The following is a 16,359-nucleotide window of genomic DNA, read 5'->3' on the forward strand; positions in this document are numbered from 1 at the left end:
CTGCGCCTGCCGGACACGTACTTCGACGACCTGCGCGCCGACCTGCGGGCCAAGCGCGACCTGCTGAGCGACGGCCTCGCCCGGGCGGGCTTCGAGGTCTACCGGCCGGCCGGGACCTACCTCGTCACCACCGACATCCGCCCGCTGGGCGAGTCCGACGGCTTCGCCTTCTGCCGGGCCCTGCCCGAACGCGCGGGCGTGGTCGCCATCCCCAACGCCGTCTTCTACGACCACCAGGACGAGGGGACCCCGTTCGTGCGCTTCGCGTTCTGCAAGAAGGAATCGGTCCTCACCGACGCCGCCGAACGCCTCCGCAAGGCGTTCGGCGACTGAACGTCGCCCTGTATCGAGGAGGTGACTCCCCGCCTACAGTGAGACCAGGAGTCTGACCACTGGGGGTGGAGGATGGACCCGCTCGTGTTGGCAACGGGGACGGCCTTGGTGGGCGCGATGGCCACCGATGCCTGGCAGCAGGCCAGAGCCGCGGTGGTGACCCTGTGGCGACGCAGACACGCCGCTGAGGCCGATGTCGTCGGGTCCGAGTTGGAAGCGGTCCACTCCCGGATTCTCACCGCTCGCGAGGCGGCGGACGAAGCCACGGAACAAGCCCTTGTCGGCGCGTGGCGACTGCGGCTCCAGCAGCTCCTCGAAGAAGACCCCTCATGCGCCGATGACCTGCGTCGTCTGCTGGACGAGCACCTCGTACCGGCCCTCACCCGCGAGGAGCGGTCACGACTGCCGTCGGTCGCCATGAAGGCCGAGACGCACGACGAGTCGCGGGTGTACATGGCCGCCCGCGACGTTCACATCAACGATCGGTAATGCCGTCGGCAGACGAACCCGAACCTCCGCGGACTCGGGTCGTGGTGCACTCCCATGAGAATTCCCGGGTCTACGTGGCCGGTGGGGACGTGCACCACACCGTTGCGCACACCACCGCGTCGCCGGTTCCGGACCCGTCCATGTGCACCCTGCCGCGTGGCGTGGCTGCCTTCACCGGGCGGGATTCCGAACTGCGACAGCTCGCCGAGGTCGCGGAGTCGCCCGGGCTCGTCGCCATCCACAGCGTCAGCGGCATGCCCGGCGTGGGCAAGACCGCCCTCGTGACCCATGCCGCACACCTGCTCGCCGACCGCTTTCCCGACGGGCAGTTGTTCGTCCCCCTGCATGCGCACACTCCGGGCCGGCGACCGGCCGATCCAGGCCTGGTCCTCATCGACCTGCTCATCGCGACCGGGATGCCGCCGCAGCGGATTCCGTCCGGCCTCGATGCCAGGATCCAATGCTGGCGCAGCCGCCTGGTGGGCAAGAAGATCCTGCTGGTACTGGACGACGCCGCTGACAGCGCGCAAGTGGAACCGCTCCTGCCGGGGACGGGCGGGTGCCTTGTGATGGTCACCAGTCGACGGCGCTTGATCGCCCTCGACGGTGCGCGACCGATCCCGCTGGACACCCTGTCACCGGACCAGGCCGAGCTGCTGTTCCTCCGTCTGTCCGGCCGTGATGCGGGGGCGACCGCGGCCGGCGCCGTCGCGAACCTGGTCCGCCTGTGCGGATACCTGCCGCTGGCCATCACCCTGCTCGCGGGTCGTCTCGTTCATCACCCGGCCTGGAGCCTGTCCCAGTTCACCAGGGACTTCATCGAGGCCCGGGACCAACTCGGGCTGCTTCAGGGCGGTGACCGTGCCGTGGCCGCGGCGTTCGACATGTCCTATCGGGACATGCCCGCCGACCGTCAGAGGTTCTTCCGAAACCTCGGCCAGCACCCCGGAACCGACATCGACGTCTGCGCTGCCGCAGCGCTCGGAGGCGTGTCGCAGGCCGACGCGGAGCGACATCTGGAGGCGCTGTACACAGACCATCTTCTGGAGGAAAGGACACCCCGCCGGTACGGGCGGCACGATCTGATCCGCGCCTACGCGCTCGCGCTCGCCGCCGAGGATCCCGAGGCCGAAGACAGCCGTGCGATCGAGCGTCTGCTCGGCCACTACGGGCAGACCGCCGAGGCGGCCGACCGCTTCTTCGCCCGCACCACTCGGCCCGGCTCATCACCTGCCACCTCGACACCCGTCGACGGACAGACCTTCCCGAGCCGCGAGCACGCGACCGCCTGGCTGCGCAGCGAACGACCGAACCTCGTGGCGTGCATCAACGCGTTCTCTCCGCAGGCCCGGTACCGCTCGCACGCGCTCCGCATCACGGCCGCCACGGCCGCGTTCCTGCACCAGGAGGGCCCGTGGCCGGAGGCCGCGGCCCTGCACCGCGGTGCGGTGGACATCGCGCGTCACAGTGCCGACCGTCTTGCCGAGGCCAACGCTCACAACGATCTGGGCCGCGTGCTCTACCGAATGGGTGACCTCCAGGCAGCAGCGGAGTCCCACGAGCGGGCGCTGGCCCTCTACCAGGATCTCGGCGAGAGCCAAGGCGAGGCGAACGCCTTGTCGGACTTGGGACGCACGCACTACCTGACCGGCGCATACGCAGCGGCTGCCGCGCTGCAGGAGCGCGCACGGCTGCTCTACCGCGAGGTCGGCGATCGGGGGTCCGAGGGCAATTCGTTGTGGGAACTGGGCCGCGTACGCGCGATGGCCGGTGAGCCGGCGGCGGCAACAGAGCTGCACGAGCAGGCGTTGGCCATCTTCCGGGAGGTCGGCGACCGGATCGGCGAGGGAAACGCGCTGTGGGATCTGGGGCGAGCGCGAGCCGCGGCGGGCGAGTACCTCGTTTCGGCGGAGATGCAGGAACAGGCACTCGTCGTCTTCCGTTCCGTGGGAAGCCGATTCGGTGAAGCCAACGCCCTCCACAATCTCGGCCTCGTGCGGCACCTGACCGGCGACAACACCGCTGCGACACGACTCCAGGAATCCGCACTCGCGATCTACCGGGCTCTCGGCAATCGACAGGGTGAGGCCAACGCACTTCACGGTCTGGGGCGCGTGTGCACCGCGACGGGTCAACTGTCGAGAGCACTCGATCGGTTCGGGAGAGCACTGGCGATCTATCGGGCCCTGGGAAGCCGTTTCGGACTGGCCAACTCCCTCCATGGCCTGGGCCGCGTCCGGCACCTGTCGGGCGATCACTCCACCGCGGCCGATCTTCTGGGCGAAGCGCTGGGCGTCGTCCGCGCCATCGGCAACCGGCGGGGAGAAGCCGAGGTGCTGAACAGCATGGGAGCGTTGACAGCCGACTCGGCGGGAGCGGCGGAGGCATTGCCGCACTACCGCTCCGCCCTGCGACTCGCGCGACAACTCCCCAGTCCGATCGAGGAGGGCCGGGCCCTGGAAGGCATCGCCCACTGTCTGGGGCGCACCGGTGACGTGTCGGCAGCCCGCGACACCCTCCGTCAGGCGGTGAGCGTCTACCGGCGCATCGGTGCCGCCGAAGCGGCATCGGCCGCCACCGCTCTGGAGGCGTACTGAGCGACGGTCCGCCTGCGGCAGGACCGTGGCGCGAGGCAAGGTACCGGTGGGTTTTTTCACTCGGGTGGGCCCCGCGCTCGCGCGCGCCCCCGTCCTGCCGCGTGGATTGTCGGGTAGACCGATTTGTCGGGCCGATCCCGATTCCGTGCGCACGGAGGTGCACCCTGTCCGCCGAGACTCTCGACCGCCCGGCGTCGACCGCCGCTGTCCGGAGCGTCCCCCGCCGGTGGGCCTCGCTGCACCGGGCCGCGCCCGCGCTCGGGCTCTTCGCGGCCGCGCGGCTGACCGGGATGCTGGTGCTCGCCGCCTGGTCCTGGCACATCGGGCGCTCGCCCCGGGCCCTGCTGGCCACGTCCTGGGACTCCGGCTGGTACACCCGGATCGCGGCGCACGGCTACGGCCACACGCTCCACTGGCCCGACGGGGTCGTCCAGTCCGACCTGGCCTTCTTCCCGCTCTACCCGGCCCTCGTCCGCGCCGTCACCACCGTCCTGCCCGTCGAGGGCGGCACCGCCGGGCTGCTGCTGTCCTGGGCGTCGGCCGGCGCGGCGGCCTGGGGGATCTACCTGATCGGCGAGCGGCTGTACGGGCGCCGCACCGCCGTCGTGCTCGTCCTTCTCTGGGGCCTGCTGCCGCACTCGATCGTGCTGACCATGGCGTACACCGAGCCGCTGATGACGGCCCTGGCCGCCTGGTCGCTGTACGCGCTCCTCACCCACCGCTGGCTGTGGGCCGGCGCCCTGGCCGCCCTGGCCGGGCTCTCCCGCCCCAACGGGATCGCCGTCGCGGCGGCGGTCCTCGTGGCGGCGGCGTACGAGCTGTACCGGCGCCGGGCCACCCCCCGGGTCTGGGCGGGGGCCGCGCTCGCGCCGCTCGGCTGGCTCTCGTACCTGCTCTGGGTGGGCGCGCGGCGCGGCGATCTGCTCGGCGGCTACTTCGCCGTCCAGGACGGCTGGACCTCGCGCTTCGACCTCGGCAAGGGCGCGCTGGTCTTCGTCCGGGACATGCTGCGCGGGCCGACGCAGTTCGGCTTCGCGACGGCGCTGCTGTTCACCGGCGCCGGCGTGCTGCTCTTCGCGCTGCTCGCCCTGGTGGAGCGGCCGCCGCTGCCGGTCCTGGTCTACGCGGGCGTCCTGGTGCTCATCGCCGTCGGCGGTTCGGGCTTCTTCGAGTCCAAGCCGCGCTTCCTGCTGCCCGCGTTCCCGCTGCTCTTCCCGCTGGCCCAGGCACTGACGAAAGCCCGGCCCAGGGCCGCGATCGTGGTGATCGCCGCCCTGGCCGGGCTCTCGTTCAGCTTCGGGGCCTACGCGCTGACGCTCGCGCGGATGGCCCTGTGAGGGTGCGCCCTGTGAGGGCGCGCCCCGTGAGGGTGCCCGTGCGGGCTCAGGCCTCGTCGCCCGCGTCGCCGTCGGCGGACTTGTCCTCGGGGGCCTGCAGGCCGAACTGCTCCACGAGCCACTTGTCGAACTCGATCGAGGCGCGGACCCAGCTGACGGTCGACGACACGAAGTGCTCCAGGGCGACGCCGGTGCCGATCAGCATCTGGGCCTCGCCGATGAGGCGGAGGGTGGCGGAGCCGTCCTCCTCCTCGTGCAGGTGCGTGTAGACCTTCGGCCACAGCGTGCGGCGGTTCCAGTCGTCGATCGCGTCGAGGATCCGGGCGCGGTCGTCGGCCGAGTGCGGGCGGTCGTAGAAGGTCCGCACAGAGAAGACGCTCTGCTCCCCCTCACCGCGGAACATGAAGTACGTGCGGAATTCCTCCCACGGCGCCGCGAGGTCACCCTCGTCGTCGACGACGTACTTCAGCTCCATCTGGTCGAGGAGCTGCTTGACCAGGTCCTGGTCGGGGACGACGGGGCCCGCCGGTCCTGCGGCCTGAGGCTGGGGCTGGCCCCCGAAATTCGGAATCGAGGACGGGTCGATGCTCACCGTGAATATCCCTTCGTACGGTTGCCGCCATCCTCCCCCATGCCGGGCGGTATGGCGCAAGCCCCACCTCCCGCGATCCGCTGCGGGCTGACAAACTCTGGGCCCATGGGGGATGACATACGGGGGAAAGTGCCGCCTGTACGGCCGAAGGCCTGGACGTGGGTGTGGGTCTCGGCGCTCGTGACCGTGCTGTGCGGGGGCCCGCTGGCCCTGCTGGTGTGGGGCGCGATGGCCTGGAGCGAGATCGGCGAGGCGAAGCCCGTCGACTGCGCGGAGGCGATGGAGTTCGCCCGCGGGACGCTTCCCGTCGGCGCCCAGGACCCGGTGTGCACGGCCGCGCACTGGCAGGACACCCGGGTGACGGTCGAGTTCCGGATGGAGCGGGCCGCGTACGAGCCGTGGCTCGCGGAGGTGTATCCGGACCGAGAGAAGGCCCCGACCTGCGAGCACGGGTTCGCCACCTGCGCACGGGCGTCCTTCGGCGACGCGCTGTTCGTGGACCTGGCCGTGGCGTACGAGGACGGTGACACCGCCCTCGTACGCCTCAGCGCCTTCGACCTCTGACCGGCCCCCGGTACGGCGTCTACTGCGCCGCGCCCACGATCAGCCCGTCCTCGAACCGGTCCACCCGGACCGTGTCGCCGTCGCGGACCTCGCCCGCGAGGATCTCCTTCGCGAGCCGGTCGCCGATCGCGGTCTGGATGAGCCGGCGCAGCGGCCGGGCGCCGTACGCCGGGTCGTTGCCCTCGTCGGCCAGCCACGCCAGGGCGGCGGGCGTGACGTCGAGGGTGAGCCGGCGCTCGGCGAGCCGGCGCGCGAGCCGGTCGATCTGGAGCTGCGCGATCCGGCCCAGCTCGGTCTTGTCCAGGGCCGAGAAGACCACGAGGTCGTCGAGGCGGTTGAGGAACTCCGGCTTGAAGCTCGCCCTGACCACCTCCAGGACCTGCCGCTTCTTCTCCTCCTCGCCGATCACCGGGTCGACCAGGTACTGGCTGCCCAGGTTGGAGGTGAGGATCAGGATGGTGTTGCGGAAGTCCACCGTCCGGCCCTGGCCGTCGGTGAGCCGGCCGTCGTCGAGGACCTGGAGCAGGATGTCGAAGACCTCCGGGTGCGCCTTCTCCACCTCGTCGAGCAGCACCACGCTGTACGGGCGGCGGCGCACCGCCTCGGTGAGCTGGCCGCCCTCCTCGTAGCCGACGTAGCCGGGGGGCGCGCCGACGAGCCGGGCGACGGAGTGCTTCTCGCTGTACTCCGACATGTCGATGCGGACCATGGCCCGCTCGTCGTCGAAGAGGAAGTCCGCGAGCGCCTTCGCCAGCTCGGTCTTGCCGACACCCGTCGGGCCGAGGAAGAGGAAGGAGCCGGTGGGGCGGTCGGGGTCGGCGATCCCGGCGCGGGTGCGGCGCACGGCGTCGGAGACGGCCCGGACGGCCTCGCTCTGGCCGATCAGCCGCTTGCCGAGCTCGTCCTCCATGCGCAGCAGCTTCTGCGTTGCGCCCTCCAGGAGGCGTCCCGCGGGGATGCCGGTCCAGGCGCCGACCACGTCCGCGATGTCGTCGGGGCCGACCTCCTCCTTGACCATGGTGTCCTTCGCGGCCTCCTGCTCGGCCTCGGTGGCCTCCGCGAGCTCCCTCTCCAGGGCCGGGATCTCGCCGTACAGCAGCTGGGAGGCGGTGTCGAAGTCGCCGTCGCGCTGCGCCCGCTCGGCGCGCCCGCGCAGCTCGTCGAGCTGCTCCTTGAGCTCGCCGACCCGGTTGAGGGACTGCTTCTCCTTCTCCCAGCGGGCGGTCAGGCCGCGCAGCTCCTCCTCGCGGTCGGCGAGGTCGCGGCGGAGCTTCTCCAGGCGCTGGCGGCTCGCCTCGTCGGTCTCGTTCTTGAGGGCCAGCTCCTCCATGCGCAGCCGGTCCACGGAGCGCTGCAGCTCGTCGATCTCGACGGGCGAGGAGTCGATCTCCATCCGGAGCCGGGAGGCGGCCTCGTCGACGAGGTCGATGGCCTTGTCGGGGAGGAAGCGGGAGGTGATGTACCGGTCGGAGAGGGTCGCGGCGGCCACCAGCGCGGAGTCGGCGATCTGGACCTTGTGGTGGGCCTCGTAGCGGCCCTTGAGCCCACGCAGGATCGCGATGGTGTCCTCGACGCTCGGCTCGGCGACCAGGACCTGCTGGAAGCGGCGCTCCAGGGCGGGGTCCTTCTCGATCCGCTCGCGGTACTCGTCCAGGGTCGTCGCGCCGACCATGCGCAGTTCGCCGCGGGCCAGCATCGGCTTCAGCATGTTGCCGGCGTCCATGGCGGAGTCGCCGCCGGCGCCCGCGCCGACGACGGTGTGCAGCTCGTCGATGAAGGTGATGATCTGGCCGTCGCTGGCCTTGATCTCGGAGAGGACGGTCTTGAGCCGCTCCTCGAACTCGCCGCGGTACTTGGCGCCCGCGACCATCGCGCCGAGGTCGAGGGAGACCAGGCGCTTGTTCCGGAGGGACTCGGGGACGTCACCCTTCACGATCCGCTGGGCGAGGCCCTCGACGACGGCGGTCTTGCCGACGCCGGGCTCGCCGATGAGGACCGGGTTGTTCTTGGTGCGGCGGGAGAGGACCTGCACGACGCGCCGGATCTCCTGGTCGCGCCCGATGACCGGGTCGAGCTTCCCCTCGCGCGCGGCGGCCGTGAAGTCCGTGCCGAACTTCTCCAGCGCCTTGTACTGACCCTCCGGGTCGGGTGTGGTCACCCGGCGTCCTCCCCTGCTCTTCTCGAACGCGTCGAGCAGCCGCTTCGCACCGGCCCCCTGCTGGGCCAGCACGTCGCCCGCCGGTCCGCCCTTCGCCGCGACCCCGATGAGCAGGTGCTCGGTGGAGATGTAGTCGTCCCCGAGCTCCTTGGCCCGCTGCGCCGCGTCGGCGATGACGGCGAGCAGCTCACGGCCCGGCTGCGGCGGCGCGACCGTGGATCCGGTCACGCTGGGCAGGGCGGCGAGCAGCCGCTCCGCTCCGGACCGTACAGCGGCCTGGTCGGCCTCGACGGCGGCGAGCAGGTCGGTGATGTTCTCGTTCTCCTGACCCGCGAGGAGCGCGAGCAGAAGATGGGCGGGGGTGAGGTCGGCGTGCCCGTCGGACACGGCGCGGCTGGTCGCCGCGTTGAGCGCGTCCCGGCTCCTGTTGGTCAGTTCGGCGTCCACGTGCGCTGTCTCCTCCTCGGCGTGCGCTGTACACATTCCTATGACTCATCCAGCGTACACAAAGTTGAGTCTATTCCGCTCAAGGTGTCGCACAGGGCTCCGCCGCGGGTAGGTTCCGGGCATGGCGACTGACCCGAGGAACCCGGACGACTCGTATCTCAGCTTCTGGCGCGAGTACCACATGTGCACCCTGACCACCCCGCGCGCGGACGGCACCCCGCACGTGGTGGCGGTGGGCGTGACGTACGACCCCGAGGGCGGCGAGAACGGCATCGCCCGGGTCATCACCAACAAGCACAGCCACAAGGTGGCCAACGTGCTCGCGGCGGGCGCGGAGGGCGCGCGGGTGGCGGTCTGCCAGGTGGACAAGGGCCGCTGGGCGACCCTGGAGGGCGTGGCCCGCATCCGGACGGAGCCGGAGGTCGTCGCCGACGCGGTGGACCGCTACGCGGCGCGCTACAACCGGGTCCCCGCGCCGAACCCGGACCGGGTGGTCATCGAGATCGCGCTCACGCGGGCCATGGGGCGGGCGTGACGCCCGACGGCGGCGCCTTACGCGCACAGCACAGCGGCGCCATCGCGTTTCAGGTCCGCGATGGCGCCGCTGTGTGGGGGAAGTACCTGAGCGATCTTGAACGACGGGGGAACCGCTCAGGCACTGCGGGGGGTGGCGGTGATGGTCTCGGTCTCCACCAGCTGATGGTCACGCTGGTCGAGATTGACGAAAATCATGCCGTAACGGATGGCACACCGGACGGGCTGTGGGGCGCCACGGGGCTTCCGGAGGCATCGGTAGGCTCGGATGTCCTCGTCGTCCCCGCGCCTGATGATGATCGGCTCACCGAAGAGGGTGACCATCAACGAATCGCCACCGTGCGGCACGGCTGTGACGAGGTCGATGAAATGCCACCCGGAACGGTAGGCAGCCGCCATCTCACGGCGGAAACGAGAGTCGTCGGGAACGTTCATGCGCCGACGAGGGACCAGCCGGGATCGTTCACGGCGGCCGGCGCGGCCGACCAGCCCGGGTCGGCGACCGTGGAGACCTGCGCGGCCACCGGCTCGGAGTGCCAACCGGGATCCTGTACCGCACCCAGCGCTCCCACTGTGGCGGCCGCGATGAAGGCGACTCCGGCCACCGCGCGTATGAGCTTCTTCATCATCACCGAGCAACCTCACTTGAAGATATGTCTTCTCCAACCCCCCGCGAGTAAGACGATGGCTTACTCTCTGCGCTTCCACCACCAAACCCATGCATCATGTTCCTGAGATGCAGGAGCCTGGGGGTGTACATATGCAGAAACAACCGGACGAATCCGGCCACCCCCATTCGCATGCAGAGTTGTGCAAGGCAGGCGCCGAGCTGTACGCCAGCGCTCTGCGGACGGGACGAATACCCCGGTCAGAGGCTGTCGAGACGCCCTGCCTGCTCGATCTGTCGCTGCTCCACCCGGACCCGGACGACGCCCAGTGGATGCGCCCGATCCCGCCCTCGTCCGCGCTCGCGCAACTCCTGCAGCCCATCGAGCGCGAGATCCTGGAGCGACGGCGGCTCACCGTCGCGCTGTCCGACGCTTTCGAGCCGTTCATGTCCATCACGGCCCAGGACCAGCCGTCCACGCACGCCATCACCGTCCTGGAAGGCATCAGCCGGATCAACGCCACCCTGGACCGGGTGGTCGCCAACTGCCGGCAGGAACTCCTGACCGTCCAGCCCGGCGGCGGCAGGCCCGCCCACGCGCTCGCGGAAGCGCTGCGCAGGGTCTCCCCGCTCCTCGGCCGCGGCATCAACATGCGCACGCTCTACCAGCACACCGCCCGCCACACCGAGCTCACCCTCACCTACCTCGAACACGTCGGTCCCGAGGTGCAGGTCCGCACGCTGGAAGAGATCATCGACCGGCTGATCATCGTCGACCGCGAGGTCGCCTTCATCCCTGCGCGCAGCGACCGCCAGGTCGCCCTGGAGCTGCGGCACCCCGGCATCGTGGCCTACCTCGTCGGCGTCTTCGACCAGTTCTGGCAGCTGGCGGTCCCGATCCGCGAGGAGATCCCGTACGACATCAAGACCGACGGCATCAGCGGGATCCAGCGCTCCATCGCCCAGCTCCTCGTCGAGGGCCACGTCGACGAGGCCATCGCGCGCCGCCTCGGCATGAACGTCCGCACCTGCCGGGCCCACATCGCCAAGCTCGCCTCCGCCCTCGGCAGCGGCAGCCGCGCCCAACTCGGCTACCTCATCGCACAGTCCGGCCTTCTGGAGCAGGAACACTGATTTTGTACGTACAGATCGACCTCGACGGCCCCGCCGGCACCCTGCGCGTCTCCGGGCACGAACTGCCCACCGTGGAGCTGGTCCGCGCCCCCGGCGAGGACCCCGACCCGCTCATCCCCATCGGCACCCGCGCCGCCGCCCGGCTCACCCTCACCGTCGACGGCGCGCCCGCCCGCCTCAAGCCCGGCCGCGGGAGGCTGCTGCGGCGCTCGTACCGCGTCGACGCCGTGGTCGCGGGCACCCGCTACCGGCTCGTCCCCTGCTCGTACGTGGAGAGCCGGCTGCTGCGCGACGGACGGCCGCTGGGGGTCTTCGAATCCAGCGGGGACGGCACCGTGGACGACGAGTGGGCCGAGGGCACCGAACCCACCGCGCTGGACCGGTCCGTCGGCACCGCGCTGGCCGCCGCGTTCGGAACGGGAGCGGCGCCCTGGTGGGACACGACGGGGAACATCGTCGCCGAACTCATCCCGTAGCCACCGCTCTCCCGGTACGACGAAGCCCCCTCCGCTGTCCGCGGAGGGGGCTTCGTGCGCGATCGGGAGCGCTATTCGCCGGTGCGCTTCGGGCGCCAGACGACGAGCGCGCTCGCCTGCTGCACGTCCTGGTACGGGACCAGGTCGCGCCGGTACGAGGCGTGGACCTGCGCCTCGCGCTGGCGCATCGCCGAGGCCGCGCCCTCGACGGCCGCCGAGAGTTCGGCGACGCGCTGCTGGAGCGCCGCCACCTGGTTCTCCAGCTCGATGATGCGCTTGATGCCCGCCAGGTTGATGCCCTCGTCCTGCGACAGGGCCTGCACCGTGCGGAGCAGCTCGATGTCGCGCGCCGAGTAGCGCCGGCCACGGCCCGCCGTGCGGTCGGGCGAGACCAGGCCGAGGCGGTCGTACTGACGCAGGGTCTGCGGGTGCAGACCCGAGAGCTGGGCCGCCACCGAGATGACGTACACCGGCGTCTCGTCGGTCAGTTCGTACGGATTGCGGCTGCGTCCCGGTCGGCTGTCCATCGGGTCAAGCTCCCTTCGCGGCCTGGAACAACTCTGCCCTGGGGTCCTCGCCCGCCGTCGCCTGACGGTAGGTCTCAAGAGCCTCGCGGGCCTTGTCGTCGAGCTCCTTGGGCACCGCGACCTCCACCGTCACCAGCAGATCGCCGCGCGTCCCGTCCTTGCGGACCGCGCCCTTGCCGCGGGCGCGCATGGTCCGGCCGTTGGGCGTGCCGGCCGGCAGTTTCAGCGTCACCGCCGGGCCGCCCAGCGTCGGCACCTTGATCTCGCCGCCGAGCGCCGCCTCGTCGAAGGTGACGGGCACGGTGACGGTCAGGTTGTCGTCCTTGCGGCCGAAGACCGGGTGGGCGTCGACGTGGACGACGACGTACAGGTCGCCGTTCGGCCCGCCGCGCTCGCCCGGGGCGCCCTTGCCGCGCAGCCGGATCCGCTGCCCGTCGGAGACCCCGGCGGGGATGCGGACCTGCATGGTGCGCGAGGACTTGGCCCGGCCACTGCCCTTGCAGACCTCGCAAGGGGTCTCGGCGATCAGGCCGCGGCCCTTGCAGTCCACGCACGGGTCGGTGAGCGAGAAGCCGCCGCCGCTGCCGCGCGAGACCTGGCCGGTGCCGACACAGGTCGGGCACACGCGGGGCGTGCCGTTCTTGTCGCCGGTGCCCGAACAGGCCTTGCAGGGCGCCTGGGAGGACATCCGCAGCGGCACCGTGGCGCCGTCCACGGCCTCGGTGAAGCTGAGCGTCACCTCGGACTCGATGTCCTGGCCGCGGCGCGCCTGCGTACGCGTCCCCGCGCCGCCGCCCGCGCCCCGGCCGAACATGCCGCCGAGGACGTCCCCGAGGCCGCCGCCGAAGCCACCGGCCCCGCCCGCGCGGCCGGGGCCCTGGGCGCCCCCGAAGAGGTCGCCCAGGTCGAAGTTGAACGATCCGCCCTGCCCGCCGGGGCCGGCCCGGAAGCCGCCGTTGCCGAACAGGGCGCGGGCGTCGTCGTACTCCTTGCGCTTCTTGGGGTCGCCGAGGACGTCGTTCGCCTCGGAGATCTCCTTGAAGCGCGCCTCGGCGCTGGTGTCGCCCTTGTTGGCGTCCGGGTGGTTCTCGCGGGCGAGCTTCCGGTACGCCTTCTTGATCTCGGCGTCGGTGGCGTCCTTGGGGACGCCGAGAACCTTGTAGTAGTCCTTCTCGACGAAGTCCTTCGTGCTCATCGACGTCCCTCCTTCCGGACTGCTCCGGTGATCGTCGCGCTAGCCCTCCTCGGGGCCACCGCTCTCCTCGTCCGCCGCCTTCTCCTCCTTCGCGGCCGGCGTCGCCCCGGGCTGGGGCTCGGCCACCGCGACACGAGCGGGCCGGATGGTCCGCTCGCCGATCCGGTACCCCGGCTGCAGGATCGCCACGCAGGTCGTCTCGGTGACGTCCGGTGCGTAGCTGTGCATCAGGGCCTCGTGGATCGTCGGGTCGAAGGGCTCGCCCTCCTTGCCGAACTGCTGCAGCCCCATCTTGGCGGCCACCGTCTCCAGCGACTCGGCGACCGACTTGAAGCCGCCCACGAGCTCGCCGTGGTCCCGGGCCCGGCCGATGTCGTCGAGCACGGGAAGCAGCTCCGTCAGGAGGCCCGCGACCGCGATCTCCTTGACGGTGACCCGGTCACGCTCCACCCGCCGGCGGTAGTTCTGGTACTCGGCCTGGAGCCGCTGGAGGTCGGCGGTGCGCTCGGTGAGCGCGCTGCGGACCTGGTCCAGCTGGGCCGTCAGGCCGGCCGTCTGTGCGGCGTCCCCGGCCGGGGCCGCCGAGCCCACCTCCGCGGAGGGGGTCTCGGCGGCTTCGGCGGCGTCGTCGGCGCCGGAGGGGACGTCGGGCTTCTCCTCGAAGCCCGGGGTCTCCTCCGTCATCAGACAGCGCCGCCCTTCGCGTCACCGGGCTTCTCGTCGTCGACGATCTCGGCGTCCACGACGTCGTCGTCGGCCTTGGCGTCGCCCTGCGGGGCGTCGCCGGGCGCGCCCTGCGCGGCCTGGGCGTCGGCGTACATGGCCTGGCCGAGCTTCTGGGAGACGGCCGCGACCTTCTCGGTGGCGGTACGGATCTCCGCGGTGTCCTCGCCCTTGAGCTTCTCCTTCAGCTCGGCGACGGCGGTCTCGACCTCGGTCTTGACCTCACCGGGGACCTTGTCCTCGTTGTCCTTGAGGAACTTCTCCGTCTGGTAGACGAGCTGCTCGCCCTGGTTGCGGGTCTCGGCGGCCTCGCGGCGACGGTGGTCCTCGTCCGCGTACTGCTCGGCCTCCTGGCGCATCCGGTCGACCTCGTCCTTCGGCAGCGAGGAGCCGCCGGTGACGGTCATCTTCTGCTCCTTGCCCGTCCCCAGGTCCTTCGCGGTGACGTGCATGATGCCGTTGGCGTCGATGTCGAAGGCGACCTCGATCTGCGGGACGCCACGCGGCGCCGGCGGCAGACCGGTCAGCTCGAACATGCCGAGCTTCTTGTTGTACGCCGCGATCTCGCGCTCGCCCTGGTAGACCTGGATCTGCACGGACGGCTGGTTGTCCTCGGCCGTCGTGAAGATCTCGGACCGCTTGGTCGGGATCGTGGTGTTGCGCTCGATGAGCTTGGTCATGATGCCGCCCTTGGTCTCGATACCGAGGGACAGCGGGGTCACGTCGAGGAGCAGGACGTCCTTGACCTCACCCTTGAGGACACCGGCCTGCAGGGCGGCGCCGATGGCGACGACCTCGTCCGGGTTCACACCCTTGTTGGCCTCCTGGCCACCGGTCAGCTCCTTGACGAGCTCGGCGACGGCCGGCATACGGGTGGAGCCACCGACGAGAACGACGTGGTCGATCTCGGACAGGTTGATGCCCGCGTCCTTGATGACGTTGTGGAACGGCGTCTTGCAGCGCTCCAGGAGGTCGGCCGTGAGCTGCTGGAACTGCGCCCGGGTGAGCTTCTCCTCCAGGTGCAGCGGGCCCTCGGCGGAGGCCGTGATGTACGGCAGGTTGATCGAGGTCTCGGTGGAGGACGACAGCTCGATCTTCGCCTTCTCCGCGGCCTCGCGGAGACGCTGGAGAGCCATCTTGTCCTTGGCCAGGTCGACACCGTGGCCGTTGGCGAACTGCTTCACCAGGTAGTCGACGACGCGCTGGTCCCAGTCGTCACCACCGAGGTGGTTGTCACCGTTGGTGGCCTTCACCTCGACGACGCCGTCACCGATCTCCAGGAGGGACACGTCGAAGGTGCCGCCACCGAGGTCGAAGACGAGGATCGTCTGGTCGTCCTTGTCCAGGCCGTAGGCCAGGGCGGCCGCGGTCGGCTCGTTGACGATGCGCAGGACGTTGAGGCCCGCGATCTCACCGGCCTCCTTGGTGGCCTGACGCTCGGAGTCGTTGAAGTACGCCGGGACGGTGATGACCGCGTCGACGACCTTCTCGCCCAGGTACGCCTCGGCGTCGCGCTTCAGCTTCTGCAGGATGAAGGCGCTCATCTGCTGCGGGTTGAAGGACTTGCCGTCGATGTCGATCTTCCAGTCGGTGCCCATGTGGCGCTTGACCGACCGGATGGTCCTGTCGACGTTGGTGACCGCCTGGCGCTTGGCGACCTCGCCGACGAGCACCTCACCGTTCTTCGCGAAAGCGACGACGGACGGCGTGGTCCTGGCGCCCTCGGCGTTGGTGATGACGGTGGGCTCGCCGCCTTCCAGAACGCTGACGACGGAGTTAGTCGTGCCCAGGTCGATGCCGACCGCACGTGCCATTTCGATTCCTCCAGCTGACTGCTGACTACCGACTTACTTGAGTGGAACTGACTCAAGGATGCACGACGAGATCGAGTGCGTCAACAGACCTGAGTGGAGCCGACTCAACTCTTCACCCTGAGAGTCGCTCAAAGAGGTGGCAGGGGCGCGTCGGTCCACGGCTGGAGGCCGTACGGCGTGAGAGAGTCCGGGATGCCCGTACAGGGCAAAGCGGGTGTAGCGGTCATACACACCTACACCCCGAATATCCCATGAATGCCATGCGAGCGAATGTCACCCGAAAGGGCGTGGGGAAGCGTCATGACGGCCAAGCGCGCACTCGACCTCTTCGGCGGACTGGCCCTGCTGGCCCTCCTCTCCCCGCTGCTCGCCGCCGTCACCCTCTCCGTCGCACTCGCGACCGCGGGGCCGGGTGGCGTGCTGCGCCGCAGGACCGTCGCCGGCCGGCACGGGCAGCCCTTCACGATGGTCACGTTCCGCACGAAGAGCCCCCTGGCCGCGCTCCCGCTGCTCGCGCACGTCGTACGGGGCCAGATGTCCCTGGTCGGCCCCTGCCCCCTCACCCCCGGCCACCGCGAGTGCGTCGGCGAGTCCCGGCGCCGGCTCTCGGTGCGCCCGGGCATGACCGGGCTCTGGCAGATCAGCGGGCGCTCGGAGCTGCCCTGGGAGGAGCGCGAGCTGCTCGATCTCCACTATGTGGACCATCACTGGCTCGGAATGGACCTGGCCATCCTGGCGCGTACGCTTCCAGCAGTCCGCCGACGTCGCGCGGCGAGCGGCTCCACGGCCGGGCGGACCCGCCCGGCAAGGCTTGCCTGAGCGACACAGATCA

The 16,359-nt window shown here is 70.6% G+C and carries 17 protein-coding genes; 9 read left to right on the forward strand and 8 right to left on the reverse strand.

From position 1 onward, the window contains the following. From AB0E14_RS11495 to AB0E14_RS11510, 4 genes are all read left to right on the forward strand, one after another. The coding region (locus AB0E14_RS11495) for an aminotransferase class I/II-fold pyridoxal phosphate-dependent enzyme (protein WP_362415025.1) at positions 1 to 333 on the forward strand (333 nt) is incomplete at its 5' end. A 72-nt stretch (positions 334 to 405) separates the two neighbouring features. Next, positions 406 to 822: a hypothetical protein gene (locus AB0E14_RS11500; RefSeq protein WP_362415027.1), complete on the forward strand. Its 417-nt coding sequence runs from the start codon at positions 406 to 408 to the stop codon at positions 820 to 822. 161 nt (positions 823 to 983) lie between these two features. Next, on the forward strand, positions 984 to 3,419 hold the full coding sequence (locus tag AB0E14_RS11505; protein WP_362415029.1) for a tetratricopeptide repeat protein: 2,436 nt from the start codon (positions 984 to 986) through the stop codon (positions 3,417 to 3,419). A 290-nt stretch (positions 3,420 to 3,709) separates the two neighbouring features. Then, positions 3,710 to 4,756 carry a glycosyltransferase family 39 protein gene (locus tag AB0E14_RS11510; protein ID WP_362415031.1) on the forward strand — a complete coding sequence of 349 codons (1,047 nt, stop codon included), beginning with the start codon at positions 3,710 to 3,712 and terminating at the stop codon, positions 4,754 to 4,756. A 46-nt stretch (positions 4,757 to 4,802) separates the two neighbouring features. Here the strand turns inward: AB0E14_RS11510 and AB0E14_RS11515 are convergent, their stop codons facing one another. Next, complete coding sequence (locus AB0E14_RS11515) at positions 4,803 to 5,348, reverse strand: YbjN domain-containing protein (protein ID WP_362415033.1); 546 nt, start codon at positions 5,346 to 5,348, stop codon at positions 4,803 to 4,805. A gap of 105 nt (positions 5,349 to 5,453) precedes the next feature. On the opposite strand from AB0E14_RS11515, the gene AB0E14_RS11520 reads away from it, so the two are divergent. Next, on the forward strand, positions 5,454 to 5,912 hold the full coding sequence (locus AB0E14_RS11520) for a hypothetical protein (RefSeq protein WP_362415035.1): 459 nt from the start codon (positions 5,454 to 5,456) through the stop codon (positions 5,910 to 5,912). 19 nt (positions 5,913 to 5,931) lie between these two features. Here the strand turns inward: AB0E14_RS11520 and clpB are convergent, their stop codons facing one another. Next, complete coding sequence (gene clpB, locus AB0E14_RS11525) at positions 5,932 to 8,517, reverse strand: ATP-dependent chaperone ClpB (protein WP_362415037.1); 2,586 nt, start codon at positions 8,515 to 8,517, stop codon at positions 5,932 to 5,934. Positions 8,518 to 8,638: 121 nt separating this feature from the next. Between clpB and AB0E14_RS11530 the strand changes: the two genes are divergently transcribed. After that, entirely contained in the window at positions 8,639 to 9,052 is a 414-nt protein-coding gene (locus tag AB0E14_RS11530) for a pyridoxamine 5'-phosphate oxidase family protein (protein ID WP_362415039.1), read from the forward strand. A 116-nt stretch (positions 9,053 to 9,168) separates the two neighbouring features. Here AB0E14_RS11530 and AB0E14_RS11535 read toward each other — a convergent pair whose 3' ends face one another. Both AB0E14_RS11535 and AB0E14_RS11540 read right to left on the reverse strand, forming a co-directional pair. Beyond that, positions 9,169 to 9,486, reverse strand: coding sequence for a (2Fe-2S)-binding protein (locus AB0E14_RS11535; protein WP_362415041.1), 318 nt, complete (start codon positions 9,484 to 9,486; stop codon positions 9,169 to 9,171). After that, positions 9,483 to 9,680, reverse strand: coding sequence for a hypothetical protein (locus AB0E14_RS11540; protein WP_362415043.1), 198 nt, complete (start codon positions 9,678 to 9,680; stop codon positions 9,483 to 9,485). Before AB0E14_RS11540 ends, AB0E14_RS11535 begins: the two co-directional genes overlap by 4 nt. A 131-nt stretch (positions 9,681 to 9,811) precedes the next feature. On the opposite strand from AB0E14_RS11540, the gene AB0E14_RS11545 reads away from it, so the two are divergent. Both AB0E14_RS11545 and AB0E14_RS11550 read left to right on the forward strand, forming a co-directional pair. Next, a complete protein-coding gene (locus AB0E14_RS11545; protein ID WP_362415045.1) occupies positions 9,812 to 10,792 on the forward strand; it encodes a helix-turn-helix transcriptional regulator in 981 nt (326 codons plus the stop codon). Between the two features lie 2 nt (positions 10,793 to 10,794). Continuing rightward, positions 10,795 to 11,268 (forward strand): hypothetical protein, encoded by a 474-nt coding sequence (locus AB0E14_RS11550; RefSeq protein WP_362415047.1) that lies wholly within the window; start codon positions 10,795 to 10,797, stop codon positions 11,266 to 11,268. A 71-nt stretch (positions 11,269 to 11,339) separates the two neighbouring features. Here AB0E14_RS11550 and AB0E14_RS11555 read toward each other — a convergent pair whose 3' ends face one another. Genes AB0E14_RS11555 through dnaK form a run of 4 tightly spaced genes read right to left on the reverse strand, consistent with a single transcriptional unit; the run spans position 11,340 to position 15,527 of the window. Further along, positions 11,340 to 11,795: a helix-turn-helix domain-containing protein gene (locus AB0E14_RS11555; protein ID WP_361956939.1), complete on the reverse strand. Its 456-nt coding sequence runs from the start codon at positions 11,793 to 11,795 to the stop codon at positions 11,340 to 11,342. Between the two features lie 4 nt (positions 11,796 to 11,799). Continuing rightward, positions 11,800 to 12,990: a molecular chaperone DnaJ gene (dnaJ, locus tag AB0E14_RS11560; RefSeq protein WP_362415050.1), complete on the reverse strand. Its 1,191-nt coding sequence runs from the start codon at positions 12,988 to 12,990 to the stop codon at positions 11,800 to 11,802. Between the two features lie 39 nt (positions 12,991 to 13,029). Then, the gene (gene grpE, locus AB0E14_RS11565) at positions 13,030 to 13,674 is read right to left on the reverse strand and encodes a nucleotide exchange factor GrpE (RefSeq protein WP_362415052.1); all 645 of its coding nucleotides are present in this window, start codon (positions 13,672 to 13,674) and stop codon (positions 13,030 to 13,032) included. Then, positions 13,674 to 15,527 carry a molecular chaperone DnaK gene (gene dnaK / locus AB0E14_RS11570; protein ID WP_362415054.1) on the reverse strand — a complete coding sequence of 618 codons (1,854 nt, stop codon included), beginning with the start codon at positions 15,525 to 15,527 and terminating at the stop codon, positions 13,674 to 13,676. The genes grpE and dnaK overlap by 1 nt, the downstream gene beginning before the upstream one ends. Before the next feature lie 300 nt (positions 15,528 to 15,827). Here dnaK and AB0E14_RS11575 point away from each other — a divergent pair, with 300 nt between their 5' ends. After that, entirely contained in the window at positions 15,828 to 16,346 is a 519-nt protein-coding gene (locus AB0E14_RS11575) for a sugar transferase (RefSeq protein ID WP_362415056.1), read from the forward strand. Positions 16,347 to 16,359 lie beyond the last annotated feature (13 nt).

The organism is Streptomyces sp. NPDC047981, from assembly GCF_040653315.1.
GTDB lineage: Bacteria > Actinomycetota > Actinomycetes > Streptomycetales > Streptomycetaceae > Streptomyces.

Excerpts from the sequence above, each read along its gene's own strand:
- AB0E14_RS11500 (WP_362415027.1), top strand. The coding sequence starts at position 406 with ATGGACCCGCTCGTGTTGGCAACGGGGACGGCCTTGGTGGGCGCGATG.
- AB0E14_RS11510 (WP_362415031.1), top strand. The coding sequence starts at position 3,710 with ATGCTGGTGCTCGCCGCCTGGTCCTGGCACATCGGGCGCTCGCCCCGG.
- AB0E14_RS11520 (WP_362415035.1), top strand. The coding sequence starts at position 5,454 with ATGGGGGATGACATACGGGGGAAAGTGCCGCCTGTACGGCCGAAGGCC.
- AB0E14_RS11530 (WP_362415039.1), top strand. The coding sequence starts at position 8,639 with ATGGCGACTGACCCGAGGAACCCGGACGACTCGTATCTCAGCTTCTGG.
- AB0E14_RS11535 (WP_362415041.1), bottom strand. The coding sequence starts at position 9,486 with ATGAACGTTCCCGACGACTCTCGTTTCCGCCGTGAGATGGCGGCTGCC.
- AB0E14_RS11540 (WP_362415043.1), bottom strand. The coding sequence starts at position 9,680 with ATGATGAAGAAGCTCATACGCGCGGTGGCCGGAGTCGCCTTCATCGCG.
- AB0E14_RS11545 (WP_362415045.1), top strand. The coding sequence starts at position 9,812 with ATGCAGAAACAACCGGACGAATCCGGCCACCCCCATTCGCATGCAGAG.
- AB0E14_RS11555 (WP_361956939.1), bottom strand. The coding sequence starts at position 11,795 with ATGGACAGCCGACCGGGACGCAGCCGCAATCCGTACGAACTGACCGAC.
- dnaJ (WP_362415050.1), bottom strand. The coding sequence starts at position 12,990 with ATGAGCACGAAGGACTTCGTCGAGAAGGACTACTACAAGGTTCTCGGC.
- grpE (WP_362415052.1), bottom strand. The coding sequence starts at position 13,674 with ATGACGGAGGAGACCCCGGGCTTCGAGGAGAAGCCCGACGTCCCCTCC.
- dnaK (WP_362415054.1), bottom strand. The coding sequence starts at position 15,527 with ATGGCACGTGCGGTCGGCATCGACCTGGGCACGACTAACTCCGTCGTC.
- AB0E14_RS11575 (WP_362415056.1), top strand. The coding sequence starts at position 15,828 with ATGACGGCCAAGCGCGCACTCGACCTCTTCGGCGGACTGGCCCTGCTG.